Origin of the sequence: Sulfitobacter sp. S190 (genome assembly GCF_025141935.1) — a bacterium.
Classification (GTDB): Bacteria; Pseudomonadota; Alphaproteobacteria; order Rhodobacterales; family Rhodobacteraceae; genus Sulfitobacter.
In genome coordinates, this window is the sequence record NZ_CP081120.1 from 3,082,806 (window position 1) to 3,098,622 (window position 15,817).

The 15,817-nt window shown below is 59.3% G+C and carries 15 protein-coding genes; 9 read left to right on the top strand and 6 right to left on the bottom strand.

The window, feature by feature from the left end; all coding sequences use genetic code 11:
• Window positions 1–17 precede the first annotated feature (17 nt).
• From K3756_RS15340 to K3756_RS15355, 4 genes are read left to right on the top strand one after another with little or no spacing between them, the layout of a single operon-like run.
• Window positions 18–995, top strand: coding sequence for an ABC transporter permease (locus K3756_RS15340; protein WP_259988886.1), 978 nt, complete (start codon window positions 18–20; stop codon window positions 993–995).
• Between the two features lie 9 nt (window positions 996–1,004).
• A complete protein-coding gene (locus K3756_RS15345; RefSeq protein WP_259988889.1) occupies window positions 1,005–1,892 on the top strand; it encodes an ABC transporter permease in 888 nt (295 codons plus the stop codon).
• Entirely contained in the window at window positions 1,892–2,887 is a 996-nt protein-coding gene (locus tag K3756_RS15350; RefSeq protein WP_259988891.1) for an ABC transporter ATP-binding protein, read from the top strand. Before K3756_RS15345 ends, K3756_RS15350 begins: the two co-directional genes overlap by 1 nt.
• Window positions 2,884–3,867 carry an ABC transporter ATP-binding protein gene (locus tag K3756_RS15355; RefSeq protein ID WP_259988893.1) on the top strand — a complete coding sequence of 328 codons (984 nt, stop codon included), beginning with the start codon at window positions 2,884–2,886 and terminating at the stop codon, window positions 3,865–3,867. Before K3756_RS15350 ends, K3756_RS15355 begins: the two co-directional genes overlap by 4 nt.
• A gap of 43 nt (window positions 3,868–3,910) precedes the next feature.
• Here K3756_RS15355 and K3756_RS15360 read toward each other — a convergent pair whose 3' ends face one another.
• Window positions 3,911–4,222, bottom strand: coding sequence for an ETC complex I subunit (locus K3756_RS15360; protein ID WP_259988895.1), 312 nt, complete (start codon window positions 4,220–4,222; stop codon window positions 3,911–3,913).
• 166 nt (window positions 4,223–4,388) lie between these two features.
• Between K3756_RS15360 and uvrB the strand changes: the two genes are divergently transcribed.
• The 3 genes from uvrB to K3756_RS15375 all read left to right on the top strand — a co-directional run bounded on the left by uvrB (window position 4,389) and on the right by K3756_RS15375 (window position 7,709).
• Entirely contained in the window at window positions 4,389–6,593 is a 2,205-nt protein-coding gene (uvrB, locus tag K3756_RS15365; protein ID WP_311201702.1) for an excinuclease ABC subunit UvrB, read from the top strand.
• Between the two features lie 138 nt (window positions 6,594–6,731).
• A complete protein-coding gene (locus tag K3756_RS15370; RefSeq protein WP_259988897.1) occupies window positions 6,732–6,917 on the top strand; it encodes a PLD nuclease N-terminal domain-containing protein in 186 nt (61 codons plus the stop codon).
• A 120-nt stretch (window positions 6,918–7,037) separates the two neighbouring features.
• On the top strand, window positions 7,038–7,709 hold the full coding sequence (locus K3756_RS15375) for a hypothetical protein (RefSeq protein WP_259988900.1): 672 nt from the start codon (window positions 7,038–7,040) through the stop codon (window positions 7,707–7,709).
• Between the two features lie 42 nt (window positions 7,710–7,751).
• On the opposite strand, the gene K3756_RS15380 is transcribed toward K3756_RS15375, so the two are convergent.
• The 3 genes from K3756_RS15380 to K3756_RS15390 form a co-directional block, all read right to left on the bottom strand.
• Window positions 7,752–10,046: a glycosyl hydrolase family 28-related protein gene (locus K3756_RS15380; protein ID WP_259988902.1), complete on the bottom strand. Its 2,295-nt coding sequence runs from the start codon at window positions 10,044–10,046 to the stop codon at window positions 7,752–7,754.
• Window positions 10,047–10,153: 107 nt separating this feature from the next.
• Complete coding sequence (locus K3756_RS15385) at window positions 10,154–10,555, bottom strand: DUF4864 domain-containing protein (protein WP_259988904.1); 402 nt, start codon at window positions 10,553–10,555, stop codon at window positions 10,154–10,156.
• 60 nt (window positions 10,556–10,615) lie between these two features.
• Window positions 10,616–12,196: a lysine--tRNA ligase gene (locus tag K3756_RS15390; protein ID WP_259988906.1), complete on the bottom strand. Its 1,581-nt coding sequence runs from the start codon at window positions 12,194–12,196 to the stop codon at window positions 10,616–10,618.
• Between the two features lie 123 nt (window positions 12,197–12,319).
• On the opposite strand from K3756_RS15390, the gene K3756_RS15395 reads away from it, so the two are divergent.
• Window positions 12,320–12,742, top strand: a complete 423-nt coding sequence (locus K3756_RS15395; RefSeq protein ID WP_259988908.1) for a tellurite resistance TerB family protein — start codon at window positions 12,320–12,322, stop codon at window positions 12,740–12,742.
• Window positions 12,743–12,754: 12 nt separating this feature from the next.
• On the opposite strand, the gene dacB is transcribed toward K3756_RS15395, so the two are convergent.
• A complete protein-coding gene (dacB, locus tag K3756_RS15400) occupies window positions 12,755–14,260 on the bottom strand; it encodes a D-alanyl-D-alanine carboxypeptidase/D-alanyl-D-alanine-endopeptidase (RefSeq protein ID WP_259988910.1) in 1,506 nt (501 codons plus the stop codon).
• An 87-nt stretch (window positions 14,261–14,347) separates the two neighbouring features.
• Between dacB and K3756_RS15405 the strand changes: the two genes are divergently transcribed.
• The gene (locus K3756_RS15405; protein ID WP_259988913.1) at window positions 14,348–15,172 is read left to right on the top strand and encodes a DMT family transporter; all 825 of its coding nucleotides are present in this window, start codon (window positions 14,348–14,350) and stop codon (window positions 15,170–15,172) included.
• Here the strand turns inward: K3756_RS15405 and K3756_RS15410 are convergent.
• Window positions 15,155–15,766, bottom strand: a complete 612-nt coding sequence (locus tag K3756_RS15410) for a nicotinate-nucleotide adenylyltransferase (RefSeq protein WP_259988915.1) — start codon at window positions 15,764–15,766, stop codon at window positions 15,155–15,157. The two genes, K3756_RS15405 and K3756_RS15410, sit on opposite strands and share 18 nt — an antisense overlap.
• Window positions 15,767–15,817 lie beyond the last annotated feature (51 nt).

Below are 15,817 nucleotides of genomic sequence, written 5' to 3' on the forward strand. Positions count from 1 at the left end.
GAGCAGTGGAATTTCCGATGGGCCTCGGGCAGATTTTGACGAAACGCATCGGCTATGGCGTGCTGTTGCTGATCGCGGTGGTGGTGTTGAACTTTACGCTGATCACAATCGCGCCCGGCGATGTCGCGGATTCAATCGCGGGCGACATGGGCGGTGCAGATGCAGAGGTTCTGGCGGAAATCCGGACCCGCTATGGTCTGGACCAACCTTTTGTGGTGCAGCTGTGGCGTTATGTCAGTAAGGTTGCCGTGCTGGACCTAGGGTATTCCTATTTCTACAACCAGCCGGTCACGGACCTGATCCTGCAACGCCTGCCTGCCACGCTTTTGCTGGTGTTTGCCTCGCAGTTTCTGGCGATCACCGTGGGGTTGCTTTTGGGGGTGATGGCGGCGCGCAGGCCAAACAGTGTGCCGAACCTGCTGGTCACGTTCCTGTCCCTCTTCGGGTTCGCCGCGCCGGTTTTCTGGACGGGTATCCTGCTGATCATCCTGTTTGTCTCAGTCTTTCCGATTTTTCCGGTCGGCGGCATGATGAGCGCCTCCCTGATCGGGGCGCCGTTCTTAGAGCGTGCGGTCAATGTCGCCTATCACCTCGTCTTGCCGATGGTGACGCTGGCCTCGATCTATCTTGCGCTGTATTCGCGGCTGACCCGCGCCTCCCTGCAGGAAGTGCTGGGCAGCGATTACGTGCGCACCGCCCGCGCCAAAGGGTTGGCCGAGAACAAGGTGTTTTACAAACACGCACTGAAGAACTCGCTCGGCCCTCTGGTGACGGTCGCGGGCCTACAGTTCTCGGCGGTGATTTCCGGCGCCGTGGTGGTCGAGGCGGTGTTCAGCTGGCCCGGTCTGGGCACGCTCGCCCTGCAATCGATCCTCGCCCGCGACACACCGACAATCATGGGCATTCTGTTCTTTTCATCCTTGGTTGTGATCGTCGTGAACATCATTACCGATCTGGTGTTGCGGGCGATTGATCCGCGCATCCGTGCCGATTAGGAGCGCGTCATGAGCGATACCACTTCGCAGCCTTCTGGCGAACCGGAGCTTCGGATCACCAGCCCGTGGCGCGAGATGACAACGATGTTCTTTCGCAACTATGCGGCCGTTGCGGGACTGATCCTGCTGATCGCGATTTTGCTTTTCGTGTTTGTCGGACCGCTTGTCCACACCACCGACCCGTTCGAGATGGTTTGGGCGCCCTTCACACTGCCGATGCAGGAAGGGTTCATTCTGGGCACTGATTATCTGGGCCGCGACATCCTGTCGGCGATGATGGCCGGGGGGCAGGTATCGCTCGCCATCGGGCTTGCGGCGGCGCTTGTGTCGGTCATCATCGGCGTGTCGGTCGGTGCCTTCGCGGGATACTACGGCGGACTGGTGGAAGAACTGCTCATGCGGTTCACGGAGTTTTTTCAGGTGCTGCCGACGCTATTGTTTTCCATGGTCATTGTTGCGCTTTTCGGCGCATCCTTGTTGACGGTTACGCTTGCCATCGGGGTGGTGAGCTGGACCGCGGTGGCACGTGTGACCCGGTCCGAGTTTTTGCGCATCCGCGAGATGGAGTATGTCGCGGCGGCACGGTCCGGCTCGGCACGGGATCTGTATCTCATTTTCAAGGTGATCCTGCCAAATGCCCTGCCCCCGATCGTCGTGCAGGCGAACCTCATGGTCGGCTCCGCCATCCTGTTCGAAGCCGCGCTGAGCTTTTTGGGATTGAGTGATCCCAATGTGATGAGCTGGGGACAGGTCATAGGCTCAAACCGTCCCTATATTCTGGATGCAGGGTTTGCGGTTGCGATCCCCGGTTTTGCGATCTTTCTGACCGTGCTGGCGATTTCGCTCGTCGGCGACGGATTGAACGATGCCCTCAACCCCAAACTGAGGCAGCGTTGATGTCCGACCCGTTGCTTTGCGTCTCAGACCTTGTTGTCGATTTCAAAACCCGGGCGGGCAATGCCCGTGTGCTAGATCACATTTCACTTTCGGTCAACAAGGGCGAAATTCTCGGTATCGTGGGCGAATCCGGTTGCGGCAAGTCCATGACGGCCCTGTCCATCATGGGGCTCATCCCCGATCCCCCCGGCAAGATCACCTCCGGCTCGATCAAGCTGGGTGATCAGGAATTGGTGGGCATGGGTGTTGATGATTTGTGCCGCATCAGGGGCAAGGAAATCGGGATGATCTTTCAGGAGCCGATGACCTCGCTCAACCCTGTGTTCACCGTCGGGGAGCAAATTGCCGAAAGCGTGCGCTTGCACGAAGGGGCCACGGCCAAGGCGGCGCATGCACGGGCGGTAGAGATGCTGGAGGCCGTCGAAATACCCGAGGCCGCCGCCCGCGCCCACGCCTATCCCCATCAATTGTCGGGGGGGATGCGTCAGCGGGTCATGATCGCGATGGCGCTGGCCTGCCGCCCCCGCGTTCTGATCGCGGATGAACCGACGACCGCGCTGGATACGACAGTGCAGGCGCAGATCTTCGATTTGTTGCAAAACCTGCAGGATGAAATGGGCACTGCAATCATCATGATTACCCATGACATGGGCGCGATTGCCGAACTCGCGGACACTGTGGCCGTGATGTACGCGGGACGCATCGTCAAGAAGGGAAAGGTCGACACGGTGCTTTCACACCCCGATCATCCCTATACGCGGGGCCTGATCGCCTGTGTGCCGCATTTGTCAGCCACGCCCGGTCCGGTCCGTGAACGTCTGATGGAGATCGAAGGGGTGGTGCCAGCGTTGACCGATCTGGGCAAGGGCTGCGCCTTTGCGCCGCGCTGTCCCCTGGTGATGGACAAGTGCCGTTCGCAAAAGCCGCATCTCTTAGCCACGCAGGAGGACCATCTGGCGGCCTGCTGGGCGGTCGAGCCGGAGGTAGCGCAATGAGCGGGTCTGACATTGCCCTCAAGGTGACGGACCTGAAGGTCCATTTCGGTGGCAAGCGCGGTCTTCTGGGCGGCGAAGGCACCACCGTACATGCGGTCGACGGCGTCAGCTTTGACGTGCCCGCAGGCACAACATTCGGCATCGTGGGCGAGAGCGGATCCGGCAAATCGACCACGGCGTTGGCGATCATGCGACTGGTGCATATCACCGATGGCAAGGTCACGTTGCGCGACACGGCGCTGAGCGATTTGGAAGGTGCTGCGCTGCGCGATGCCAGATCCCGGTTCCAGATTGTCTTTCAGGATCCCTATTCATCGCTGAACCCGCGCAAACGGGCGGGCGCGCTGGTGCGCGAACCGCTGGACCTGATGCGCATCGGAACGCCGCAGGAGCGCGAGGCGAAGGTGGCGGAACTCTTCAGGCAGGTGGGCCTGCGTCCCGAACAACAGGCGCTTTTTCCGCATCAGTTTTCGGGCGGGCAGCGTCAGCGTCTGGGGCTCGCGCGTGCGCTTTCAACACGTCCGGAGCTGATTGTCTGTGACGAACCCGTGTCGGCGCTTGATGTGGCGATACAGGCCCAGATCCTAAATCTGATGGGCGACTTCCAGAAAGAACTGGGCCTGACGTATCTGTTCATTTCTCACGATTTGGGAGTGGTGCAGCACATCTGTGACACGGTCGCGGTGATGTATCTGGGCCAGATTGTCGAGCTTGCCGATCGGGTCAGCCTGTTTACCAACCCGCGCCATCCCTACACCAAGGCGTTGCTGAGCGCGGTGCCGTCGGTGCACGGAAACAGCCGTGACAGGCGCAACCGGACCCGACTGAAGGGCGATCCGCCCAGCCCTATCAATCTGCCGAAAGGCTGCCGTTTTGCGTCAAGGTGCCCGATTGCAGAAGACCGGTGCCGTGTGGCCCCACCCCCGCTCGAGACGCGGGCGGACGGGCATCAGGTGGCGTGCTATCTCGCAGGCGGGTGAAACTGGACCGTTCGTGCGGCAGGCTGCGCCCGCAAACTGCAGATCAGTGTGTCCAGGCACCGCGGCGGGATGTGGCAAAGTTCTCGCCGTAACCACCCGCGCGGATGTTGGGTTTGCGCCGCTTGGGGTCCTGCACCTGCACCTCGATGCTGTGCTCTTCGGCGTATTCGAGGGCGTCTTCCTTGGTGGCGAACTCAAGCCGGACCTGACTTTGCGTATCGGATGACGATGTCCAGCCCATCAGCGGGTCGACTTCGCGGGCTTCTGTCGGCGCAAATTCCAGAACCCACTTGTGGGTCTTTGCGGTGCCCGAGGACATTGCGGTTCGGGCTGGCTGATAGATTCTCGCGCGCATGTGTCATCTCCGTTCGGCTTGCTGTGGATATGGCATGGCGCAGGGGGCCGCGCAAGTGTAGCGGCGCGCTGCGACATCATGCCAGTTTCTGTCAGCAAAGCGGTCGCGCACCTTGAACATATGGTGAAAGATGACACCTATAGCGCATTCCCAAGAAGAGACGCTCATGCCCTACGCTCATTCCGACGGTTCACAAGCCACTGCGATCCTGTCAAATCCCGCGCCAGATGTCCGCAACCGGCCCAAGCTGGAAGGCGGCCAACAGTTCATGCTGTCGACCGAATTCGAACCGGCCGGGGATCAGCCGACGGCGATTGCAGAGCTTTCGGAAGGCGTGAAGTCAGGCGAGCGCGATCAGGTGCTGTTGGGGGCCACCGGCACCGGCAAGACGTTTACGATGGCCAAGGTCATCGAGCAGACGCAGCGCCCCGCCATCATTCTCGCCCCGAACAAGACGCTGGCGGCACAGTTGTACGGCGAATTCAAAGGCTTCTTTCCCGACAACGCCGTTGAATATTTCGTCAGCTACTACGACTACTACCAGCCCGAGGCTTATGTCGCCCGGTCCGACACCTTCATCGAGAAGGAAAGCCAGATCAACGAACAGATCGACCGCATGCGCCACTCGGCCACGCGGGCGCTGCTGGAGCGGGACGATGTGATCATCGTCGCGTCGGTGTCGTGCATCTATGGTATCGGATCGGTCGAGACCTACGGCGCGATGACACAGGATCTGAAAACCGGCAGCACCTACGACCAGCGACAGGTGATCGCCGACCTGGTGGCGCAGCAGTACCGCCGCAACGACGCATCATTCCAGCGCGGCTCTTTCCGGGTGCGCGGCGACAGTCTCGAGATTTTTCCCGCGCACCTCGACGATCGCGCCTGGAAACTGTCGTTCTTTGGCGAAGAGTTGGAAAGCATCACCGAGTTTGATCCGCTGACCGGAGAAAAGACCGGCACGATGGACCAGATCCGGGTCTATGCAAACAGCCACTATGTCACGCCGAAGCCCACGATGAATCAGGCGATCATCGGGATCAAGAAAGAGCTGCGCATGCGGCTCGACCAATTGGTCGCGGAAGGAAAATTGCTGGAAGCGCAGCGTCTGGAACAGCGTACGAATTTCGATCTTGAGATGCTCGAGGCGACGGGTGTTTGCAACGGTATCGAAAACTACTCTCGCTACCTCACGGGCCGCGCCCCGGGCGAGCCGCCCCCCACCCTGTTTGAGTTCATCCCCGACAACGCCATTGTCTTTGCCGACGAGTCCCACGTTTCGGTGCCCCAGATCGGTGGCATGTACAAAGGCGACTATCGGCGTAAATTCACGCTGGCCGAACACGGCTTCCGCCTGCCGTCGTGCATGGATAACCGTCCGCTCAAGTTCGAGGAATGGGACGCGATGCGCCCGCAATCGGTTTTCGTGTCGGCAACGCCCGCCGCTTGGGAAATCGAGCAATCTGGCGGTGTCTTCACGGAGCAGATCATTCGACCGACGGGTCTTCTGGATCCGAAGGTCGAGATCAGGCCCGTTGATATGCAGGTGGACGATCTGCTTGATGAAGTGCGCAAGGTTGCCGCCGATGGCTTCAGAACCCTGTGTACGACGCTGACCAAACGGATGGCCGAGGATCTGACCGAGTACATGCATGAGCAGGGCATCCGCGTGCGCTACATGCACTCCGATATCGACACGATCGAACGCATCGAGATTCTGCGCGACCTGCGGCTGGGCGCTTTCGATGTGCTGATCGGGATCAACCTGCTGCGGGAGGGGCTCGATATCCCCGAGTGCGGTTTGGTGGCTATTCTGGATGCTGATAAAGAAGGTTTCCTGCGCTCCGAAACGTCGCTCGTCCAGACCATCGGGCGTGCTGCGCGTAATGCCGAAGGGCGTGTGATCATGTACGCGGACCGCATAACAGGGTCGATGGAGCGGGCGATGGGCGAAACCGAACGCCGCCGTGCCAAGCAGATGGCCTATAACGAAGAACACGGCATCACGCCCTCCACCGTCAAAAAGAACGTCGAGGATATTCTTGCCGGTCTGTACAAGGGCGATACCGACCAATCGCGCGTCACGGCGAAGGTCGACAAGCAGATGGCCGGTGGCAATCTGCAAACGGTTCTGGACGGATTGAGGGCAGACATGCGCAAGGCGGCTGAAAATCTGGAGTTCGAAGAGGCCGCGCGCCTGCGCGATGAGGTCAAGCGGCTCGAAGCGGTTGATCTGGCGGTGGCGGATGATCCGATGGCGCGTCAATACGCTGTCGACAAGGCCGTTGACGCGGCGCAAGCAGCTTCGGGCAGATCGACGATGGGTCGCGGTGGAATGCGGGGAGGCGTGAAACGGCGCAAAGGGCGATAAGGGCCGCGCGAGCAACACAGCTGCAGCGTCGCTCTGAGCGGTCCCGCGATCCTATCACGCCGGTCATGGTGGAACCTTTTGCCGCAGTCACCCGTTATTCTATCAATCAATGAGTTTGACAGAATACGGAGACATACAATGGAACTGGGTATACTTGGACTGATTATCCTAATCGCAGACATCTATGCGATTTATCAGATTTTCACATCGCGCGCGTCGGGTCTGGGCAAACTGCTCTGGATCCTTGGTGTGCTGATCTTCCCTGTCGTCGGCTTTATCGTTTGGCTGCTGGCGGGTCCGCGCGGCAACGCAGTTCGCGCCTGATACCGGATAAACCTGAACTAAGCGAAAGCCCGGCATGTGCCGGGCTTTCGTTGTTTCAGGGTGACGGTAACTGTTTGTTAACGCTCGTTAACCAAAATCGCGGTTCGGGAAGGAGACCCTGTGCCGCAACGACTGTCCATTGTTCTGATACTGCTGATGTGCTGGACGTTGCCCGCATGCGCCGGCGCGTGGTTGAAAGAAAAAGGTTCGGGGTTCGCGTCAGTATCGCTGAGCGGGAATTACTATCTGGACACCGCAAACTCGACTTACATCGAATATGGCCTCTACCATAACTTGACGGTGGGCGCCGACATCACGCTGCTGCGCAGCAGATACGGTGTGCAAAGTGGCTTTGCGACCTTTTTCATGCGGCGCCCGATCGGGCCGACCGATGGCAACACGCGGTGGGCCTACGAACTGGGTCTGGGGGCGGGATGGGTCGAGGGCCGGGTATCGCCACTGGTCAAGACCGGCCTGAGCTATGGACGCGGTATTACACTGTTCGACAAGAACGGATGGTTGAGCGTAGACAGCTCAGTCACATGGGATGTGAGCTACGGCTATCATCTGAGCAAGGTCGAGACGACCGCGGGCCTCAACTTTTCCGACCAACTTGCCGGTATGATGCAACTGTATGTCGGGGAGTTTTCGGGCAGCGGGTTTGTGGTGATTGCACCTTCGATCATCATCAAACCAAAGAAAACCAAACTTCAATTTCAGGTCGGAGCCGAAACCGAGTGGGGAAATACGGACAACTCGGCGTTAAAGATCGGTCTGTGGCGCAGCTTCTGAGATGCCCCGACGCAGTGTATCTGCACCGGGGCGGGCTTTGGATCAGGTGACGTAATTGTCCATGCGGACAGTCATACTGATTTTTCCCTGTACCGCTTCGGACCACACAATTGCGACCTGATCGCGGTTGCTGCCTTGCTGGGTCCGCACAAAAGGCATTGTAAATACGAGACCACCCCCGCCGTCGCGCACACCCCCGCGCACTGTCACAGCATCGACATTGACCGCCCGCGAGTCGAACGGCAGGCCATTGCCGACGCCCACCACCCAGGTTTGCTGGGCCGAGTTTTCCTGATGCTCCAACCGAAGCGGATTTTCGACAGGTGTGTTGACGCCGTGGAACGAATTGCCTTGCCAGTTGATATTTTGCATCCGGCTGTAATTGAGGTCCGCGAATGTCGTGTCCACCCGCTCGACCTGATTGATGTTCCCGTTGATGCTGCGGAAACGGTTGCCGCTGACATTCATGCCGTTGATGAAATGGCCGGGGCCGTATGGCTGAACCACGATATAGTTGAAAAACGGCGACACTTCACCCGACAGGAATACGTTGCTCGTGATGTCGAGTGAGCTGAACGAAAACCCCGATGTATAGGACGGATCGGAATCACGCTCGTTGTTCCATTCGATAAAACAGTTATCGCAATAGTTCTCCGAAATGATCGCCGAGGCATATTTTTCGGCCAAGACGATCCCGGCAGACCGGAAGCCATCCTCGACGGTGTCACCCTGAAAGAAATGGTTGCCCGCAATGATGTGATTTTGCCCGGACACCACGGCAAAATGTCGGAACCGCGTTGCACGGTTGTTGCGGATTTTTGCGTCATTCGCGTTGATGTTCAGGGCGATCGTGCTGCGGTTTGGAACGGTCAGCGCGTCTTCGCCCGAAAGGAATTGGCATCCCTCGATGAAAATCCCCTGACAGCCCCCCCCGATCGAGGTAACACCGCGGTCCTTCGGGGTGGTCACGAAACAATCGCGCAGGGTGAATACGGGGCCTGCCGGGGCCAGCATGATCCCGCTGGACCGGTTTGAGCATTGGAATTCGATATGCTGCAGACCGAACTTACTCAGCGCATCGAAGCCCGAGAAATCAAGCAGGTATTTGAACCGCTGAAACGTGAAATTCTGGGTGCCCGCTGCATCGTAGAGCGGTGCGTTCATGGTGATTTCGCCCGTGGCGACATTTTTCGAGCGCACGTAAATCTCACGACCGACACCGGGTCCGCTGATGTGCGATCCGACTGCGATGTTCGCGATATTCTGAACGTTGCTGAGCGTGCGCGACTGGTTCGGATTATACGTCGCCTGCCCCGTCACCGTGTCTGTGGCCCATGCAGGGCTGTCGATGGCCAAAAGCTGCCCGTTCTTGATGATCCGGCGCGTGGCGTAGCGAGTGCGATCCGGGACTGTCGCCTGCATGTCCACAGGGCCCGATAGGGAGACTTTGCGCCCACCCAGATCCAGCGATTCATGGTCAGAGTTGTTGATCAGCGCCTGGAACGCCTTGCGGAACGCCAATTCCTCGTTTCCGAACGCCTCGATATAATTGGGCAAATCGTAGTTGCGACGCAGCAGCAGGACCGCTTCCGTGGGCATGCTCACGGTGCCTTCAAATTTTGTCGGCGCGTCAAAGGTTACATTGCCATTCAGACGGAATGATCCCGCAGGGATCAGAACGGTACGACCGTTTGCGGCCGAATTTGCCGCTTCAAAGGCGGCTGTGTCGTCGGTAGACCCGTCGCCCACCGCACCAAAGTCGCGGACATCCACTGTCGCCACGACATCGGACAAGAATACCGAGGAGATATCCGAAATCTCGATATCGTCGATACGTGTCACGCCGCCATTCTGGCCGATAAGGTCGATACCGAAATGGCCGTATGCCGCTTCCGTACCCCAAACCATGTCGACGCCCTGTCGGTTACCGATGCCAACGATCGCACTGACCTCGACCACCTGGCCATAGGTTGTCAACGCGGCGGTCGCCGCTTCGTCTGTCACGTTCGAAATCCGGCTGCCGTTCGCGCGGGCGGCATATGCGGCGATCCGAACGGAGGGCAAGCTGCCACTGACCGCCTTGATACGCACTTTGACCTGCAAATAGCATCCCGGCAGGATCGGCGTTTCACCCTTGAAGCGGAGCCGTTGCGTGCTTTGTGTTTTCAGCAACTCCAGCGCACCGCCAAAATCCTGATCCGCCGGGACGAAAGAGGCGTCAGCGGTGCTGGCGTATGTAGGAGACCCCGGCGTACCATCGCCGCGTGAGTATTGGTCCAGCCCGTCTGCAAATGGTGCAGGCATCAGTTCGATGCCATCGGTAATCGCCTTGTTCATCTGTAACCCTTTCGCGCTTTCCCGGCGCAGATGCCGGACAAGGGAAGGGAAATATCAACAAGGTGTTAATCGTGCGCTAGACGACCGAACGGCGTTACCGCAACAGGTCAGACCGACGCCCCCGGTGCATCGAGGATTTGCACACCGCTGATGCGCCACCCGTTTTCCGTTTGCTGCATACGATACTCAAGCACATGTAGGCCACCGGACTGATCGGTAATCATGACCTTCTGAAAAAAGACGCCAACATCCTCGCGCAGCTCGAGGTATTGGACTTGCGCAGGGCGCCAGACCATCGGGTAGCCTTGGGTGACCATGCGGCCAAAGTTCTGCGGCGTCTGAAACAGACGCTGAAGCGTCGGGCTGGCGAATGTAAATGCTGTTTCGAAATCGTCCGTCTTGAACGCCTCGAACTGGCTGTTGATCGTTCCTTTGATTGCGCTCTGATCCGCGACTGCGGGCGTGAAAGACAGGGGCAGTATCGCCAATGCGCCAAGAATGGTTTTCATGAAATCTCTCCCTGTGATCGATGGCCTAATGGTAAAGCACATCGATCACAGGGCAAGAATTCAGTCCTCAGCCAGCTTTCCGGCCAAGGCATCATCAATCAGATCGATTGTCTCCTGAACGCCGTAAAGTGCTATGAACCCACCGAAACGTGGCCCTTGGCTCGCGCCGAGCAGTACCTCGTAGAGCGCAGTGAACCATTGGCGCAAGGGGTCGAAACGATCACGACCACAGGCGAAAACTTCCGATTGCAACGCCTCGGCATCAAGACCGCCCTCCCACGCGACCAAGCGCGCCCGCAGGTCTTCGAGCGCTTCGCGTTCCAGATCGGACGGCGCGCGGAACACTTTCGTCGGTTTCACGAAATCGTTGTAGTAGCGCACAGCGTATCCCGCGGCGGCGTCCATGCCGGGATGCGTCTCGGGCGTGGCTTCTGGGGCATAGCGCTGGATGAAGCCCCACATCTGCGACTTGTCCTCCGCGCTCGACACAGACGCGAGGTTCAGAAGCATGGAAAACGGGACGACCATATCGGATTTAGGAACATCACCGCCATGGATATGCCAAACCGGATTGTTCAGTTGCGCCTTGATGTCCTGTGTCTCGAACGCGCGCAGCTGTTGATGATATTCATCCATCGCTTTCGGAATGACGTCGAAATACATCCGTTTTGCGGTCTTCGGCTTGAGATACATGAAGTAAGACAGCGATTCCGTGCTCGCGTAGGTCAGCCATTCATCGATGGTCAGCCCGTTGCCCGACGACTTCGAGATTTTCTGACCATTCTCATCGAGAAAGAGCTCGTAAGTGAAATGCTCCGGCGCCTTTTCACCGAGAATACGGCAGATTTTGTCGTAGATCGGGGTATTGGTAGAGTGGTCCTTGCCGTACATCTCGAAGTCCACGCCCAGCGCGGCCCAGCGGGCACCGAAATCCGGCTTCCATTGCAGCTTTACATTCCCGCCCGTCAAGGGCAGCGTCATTTCGGTGCCGTCTTCGTCGTCGAACGTAACGGTCCCGTCTTTTGCATTCACTTCCTTCATCGGGACGTACATCACGCGGCCCGTTTGGGGGTGGATGGGCAGGAAAATGGAATAGGTCTGCCGACGCTCCTCACGCAGCGACTTGAGCATGACCTCCATGATTTCATCGTATTTTTCCGCTGCGCGTAGCAGGATTTCGTCAAACTTGCCGCTGCCGTAAAACTCTGTCGCCGAATAAAATTCGTACTCGAAGCCAAACGTGTCGAGAAAACGACGCAGCATCGCGTTGTTGTGGTCGCCAAAACTGTCATGCGTGCCGAATGGATCGGGCACTGAGGTCAACGGCTTCTGAAGATGCTCTGCCAACGCCTCGGGGTCAGGCACATTTGCGGGCACCTTGCGCATGCCATCCAGATCGTCCGAAAAACAGATAAGGCGCGTCGGAATATCGCACAGCTGTTCGAACGCGCGGCGGATCATCGTGGTGCGTGCCACCTCGCCGAACGTTCCGATATGGGGCAGTCCCGACGGGCCGTATCCCGTCTCGAAAAGCACATGGCCCTTTTCCGGCGGCTTGTTCTGATAGCGTTTGAGCACCCGGCGGGCCTCTTCAAAAGGCCACGCTTTGCTCTGCAGTGCTGCTTCGCGCATCTCAGACATATCAATCTTCCCAGAAAATTATCGGTTCGCACCCGTCGTGCGAACTGGGCCATCATCTATTGCGTCACCCCTTGCGCGTCAATATTCTGCACTGCAACAGCAACCCGCTCGGAAAGTACCTCCATGACCAGCAACCCTTCGCTCGCCCTCAGCGCCCAAGACTGCCTGGTCGCACTCATGGTGGCGGTCTCGGCCTCCGACGAAGACATCGGCACCACCGAACTGATCAAGATTCAGGCCGCCGTCAACTTGCTGCCAATCTTTGCCGAGTATGACGTTGACCGGATCAAGGTGGTCAGCCAGATGGTTTTCGATCTGTTCGAGCAGGAGGACGGTCTGGACGCCCTGTTCGGCCTCGTAAGGGAAGCCCTGCCGGAGCGTTTGCACGAAACAGCTTATGCGCTTGCTTGCGACGTCGCTGCGGCGGATGGAACGCTCGAAGAAACGGAGCTGCGCTTGCTCGAAGAGATGCGGTATGAGTTGACCATCGACCGGCTGCACGCTGCTGCGATTGAACGTGGTGCGCGGGCACGTCACATGACCTGACCGCAGACCACGTCACTTGCCGTAGAGCACGCCCCAGCGTTCGATAAGCTGCTGCTGCATCCGTTTCGCGCGCCTGTTCCAACTGCGCCCACCTGCGGGGCCTTCGCGGTCCTCACGGGCAATGGTGGCACGGATATCCTCATCGGCGGCAAGGATCGCAAAAGCCATCTCCGTCCCGTCCGGCCCTGTCAGATACCCCGCCAAAGTGGAGACGAAATTCAACGTTCCCGTTTTGGCATCCACTTTTACAGGGTGATCCTTGATGGCGCGGCGTTGGTCGTCCAGCATCGCAATAGGCTTGAGAATGTCGCGGAAAGAGGCACTGCGCGCTTCCACCAGCGCGGCGACCATGTCACGGGCCGTAAGCCGGCTGTCATCCCCCAGACCGGAGTGATCGACCAGCGCCACAGATTGCATCGCCAACGTCTCTTTGGCCCAATCGTTCATCGCCGCCGCAGAAGCCTTGAGCGTATCGGGACGCGGCCCGCGCGCAGCCGTTGCCGCGAGACCCACCATTTCGGCCGTCAGGTTGTTGGAGAATTTCAACATGCCGCGCAAGATGGAATTCAGATCCGCGCTCGCGTGCCGTACGCAAATCTCGCCATCGGGCAATGCATCAATGAGTTGCGGAGAGCCGAGCCTGATGCCGTGGCTGCCTGCCATCACCGCCATCACTTCGCCGGCGTACAAACCCGGTTTGCGCACCGGCAACCATCGTGCGCCCCCCCTGCCCAACGCAGGGCGCGCAACGGTCCAGACATCCCGGTCCGCCTCGTTTGCATAGGTGTAGATCGGCGTCTGACGATCTCGAAGCTGCATCGTCGCCATCCCTACGGCAGGGCGATATTTTGCAGAGCGCCCTTCCATCGTGACCGCATATCCGTTGCTACTGCGCTTCCATTCAAAGTGGACCCGGTTGTAGTTCAAAGCGATGCCCGACACGCCGGGATTATAGCCGACCTGATCGGGCTGCTTGGGATCGATCCGGTCAAGGCGCGGAAGCGCGGCGTCATACACTTTGAAACCACCGCGCACACCGATGATACCCTGTGACTTCAACTCGGCGGCCATCGCTGCAAGCGTATCGGTATCCAACGTCGGGTCGCAGCCCCCGACAAGAACCAGATCGCCGAGAATTTCGCCATTCTCGATCCCGCCGGTCGCCATCAGCTGCGTTTCAAACCGGTGCAGGGGGCCAAGCGCATCCAGCGCGTAGAGCGCCGTCAGCGCCTTGGCGACACTGGCCGGGGGGCGGGCGGTCACAGGCTCTTGCATCTCGAGACCTGCGCCCGTTTTCGCATTGGCAACGGCAAAGGACACTTTGCCTTCAAGCCGGGCGGCCGCAATAATTTCCTCGGCCGGACGGGCGGCGCGTTTGAAAAAATCCTCTCCCCGCATGACGGGCCGTAAGGATGCTGTCGGCGGTGCCGCCGACACGGGAAGTCCCAAAGCGCTGGCGGCAGTCCCGCAGGCCAGAAACCAACGGCGACTGACGGAGAATTTGACAGGTGCAGACATACCCCATGCCTAGCCCATTGCCCGCGCGGACCACAAGCCATGTCAAAAGACATTTCCCCTCACATTCTCGCGTGATAGCGCAGCTACATGCAACGCGCCGTGCTCATCATGTTCATTGCCATGTCGCTGATCCCCGCAGGGGACAGCGCCGGTAAGCTGCTGACCACGACTGGGATGGCAGAACCCGCCTTCATCGCATGGTCCCGCTTTGCGATCGGGGCACTGGCGGTCCTGCCCTTTATCAAGCGCAATACGTGGGGGTTGCTTGCCGATTGGCGTATCTGGATGCGCGCCGCGACCTTGGCGTGCGGCATCAGTCTGATCCAGATGTCGCTACAGACAGAACCCATCGCAACCGTTTTCGCCGCCTTCTTCGTCGGTCCGCTGGTCAGCTACATACTCGCCGCCATCTTCTTGCGCGAAGCGGTTACCCCTTTGCGGTCTGCGCTGATCGTCCTGGGCTTTGTTGGCGTGCTCATCGTCGTACGACCGGGACTGGGCGCTTCGACGGGCCTGCTCTGGGCCGTTCTGGCCGGGTTTTGCTACGGGGCTTTTCTGGCGCAGTCCCGATGGTTGCGCGATACCGGATCGCCTTTGGCGCTCATCTTTTCACAGCTCTTCATCGCTGCCTTGCTCACCGCGCCTTTCGGCCTTCTCAACCTGCCGGCATTCGACGCCCGGGTTGTAATCCTGACCACGACATCGGCCCTCTGCTCAATGGCGGGCAATCTGTTGCTGCTTTACGCCAACCAGTTGGCCCCCGCGAGCAGGCTTGCGCCCTTGGTCTATTTCCAACTGGTCGCAGCCATAGGACTTGGATGGACCGTCTTTGGCGAACTCCCAGATGCCTGGACCTGGACGGGATTGGTCGTGATTATCGGCGCGGGGCTTGCGTCATCCCGTGCGCGCTGACCAAGCGCCCGAAGCGCGGATCGCGGTAGAAGACAGATCGACCATCGGAACATTTACGAAGCACCACGCCGGTGCCTCTGCCTGCGCCAAAAGCTGACTGTACCGCCCCGGTATCCGGTAGGGCGCATAGAGTGCGGCAGCCCGGCTCATCCGCGCAGAGATGCGGTCTCCGGGCCGGGCCAGAACGCCCACCGGGACCGACTGCATGATGCCGCGCCAGTCCTGCCACAGATGAAACTGCGCAAGATTGTCGGCGCCCATCAGCCATACAAATCTGACACCTTGATACTTGGCCTGCAAAGCCGCGAGGGTCTGCGCCGTGTACCGTGTGCCCAGATGCGCTTCGGCATCGGTTACCTTGACCCGCGGATGGCGCATCACGTCACGCGCCCGTGCAAGCCGGTCTGCCATTGGGGCCGGGCCACGGACTTTGAGCGGGTTGCCGGGACTGACAAGCCACCATACCTGATCGAGGCCAAACCGCTTGAGCGCCTCGCGCGTAATATGCGCATGACCTGCGTGCGCGGGATCGAAAGATCCGCCCAATAGGCCAATCACCTGCCCTGTCCGCGCATATGGAAACTGATGGCGCAAAGAAAACGGCCCCCGAGTGAACTCAGGGGCCGAAAGGACGGGATGGCCCGC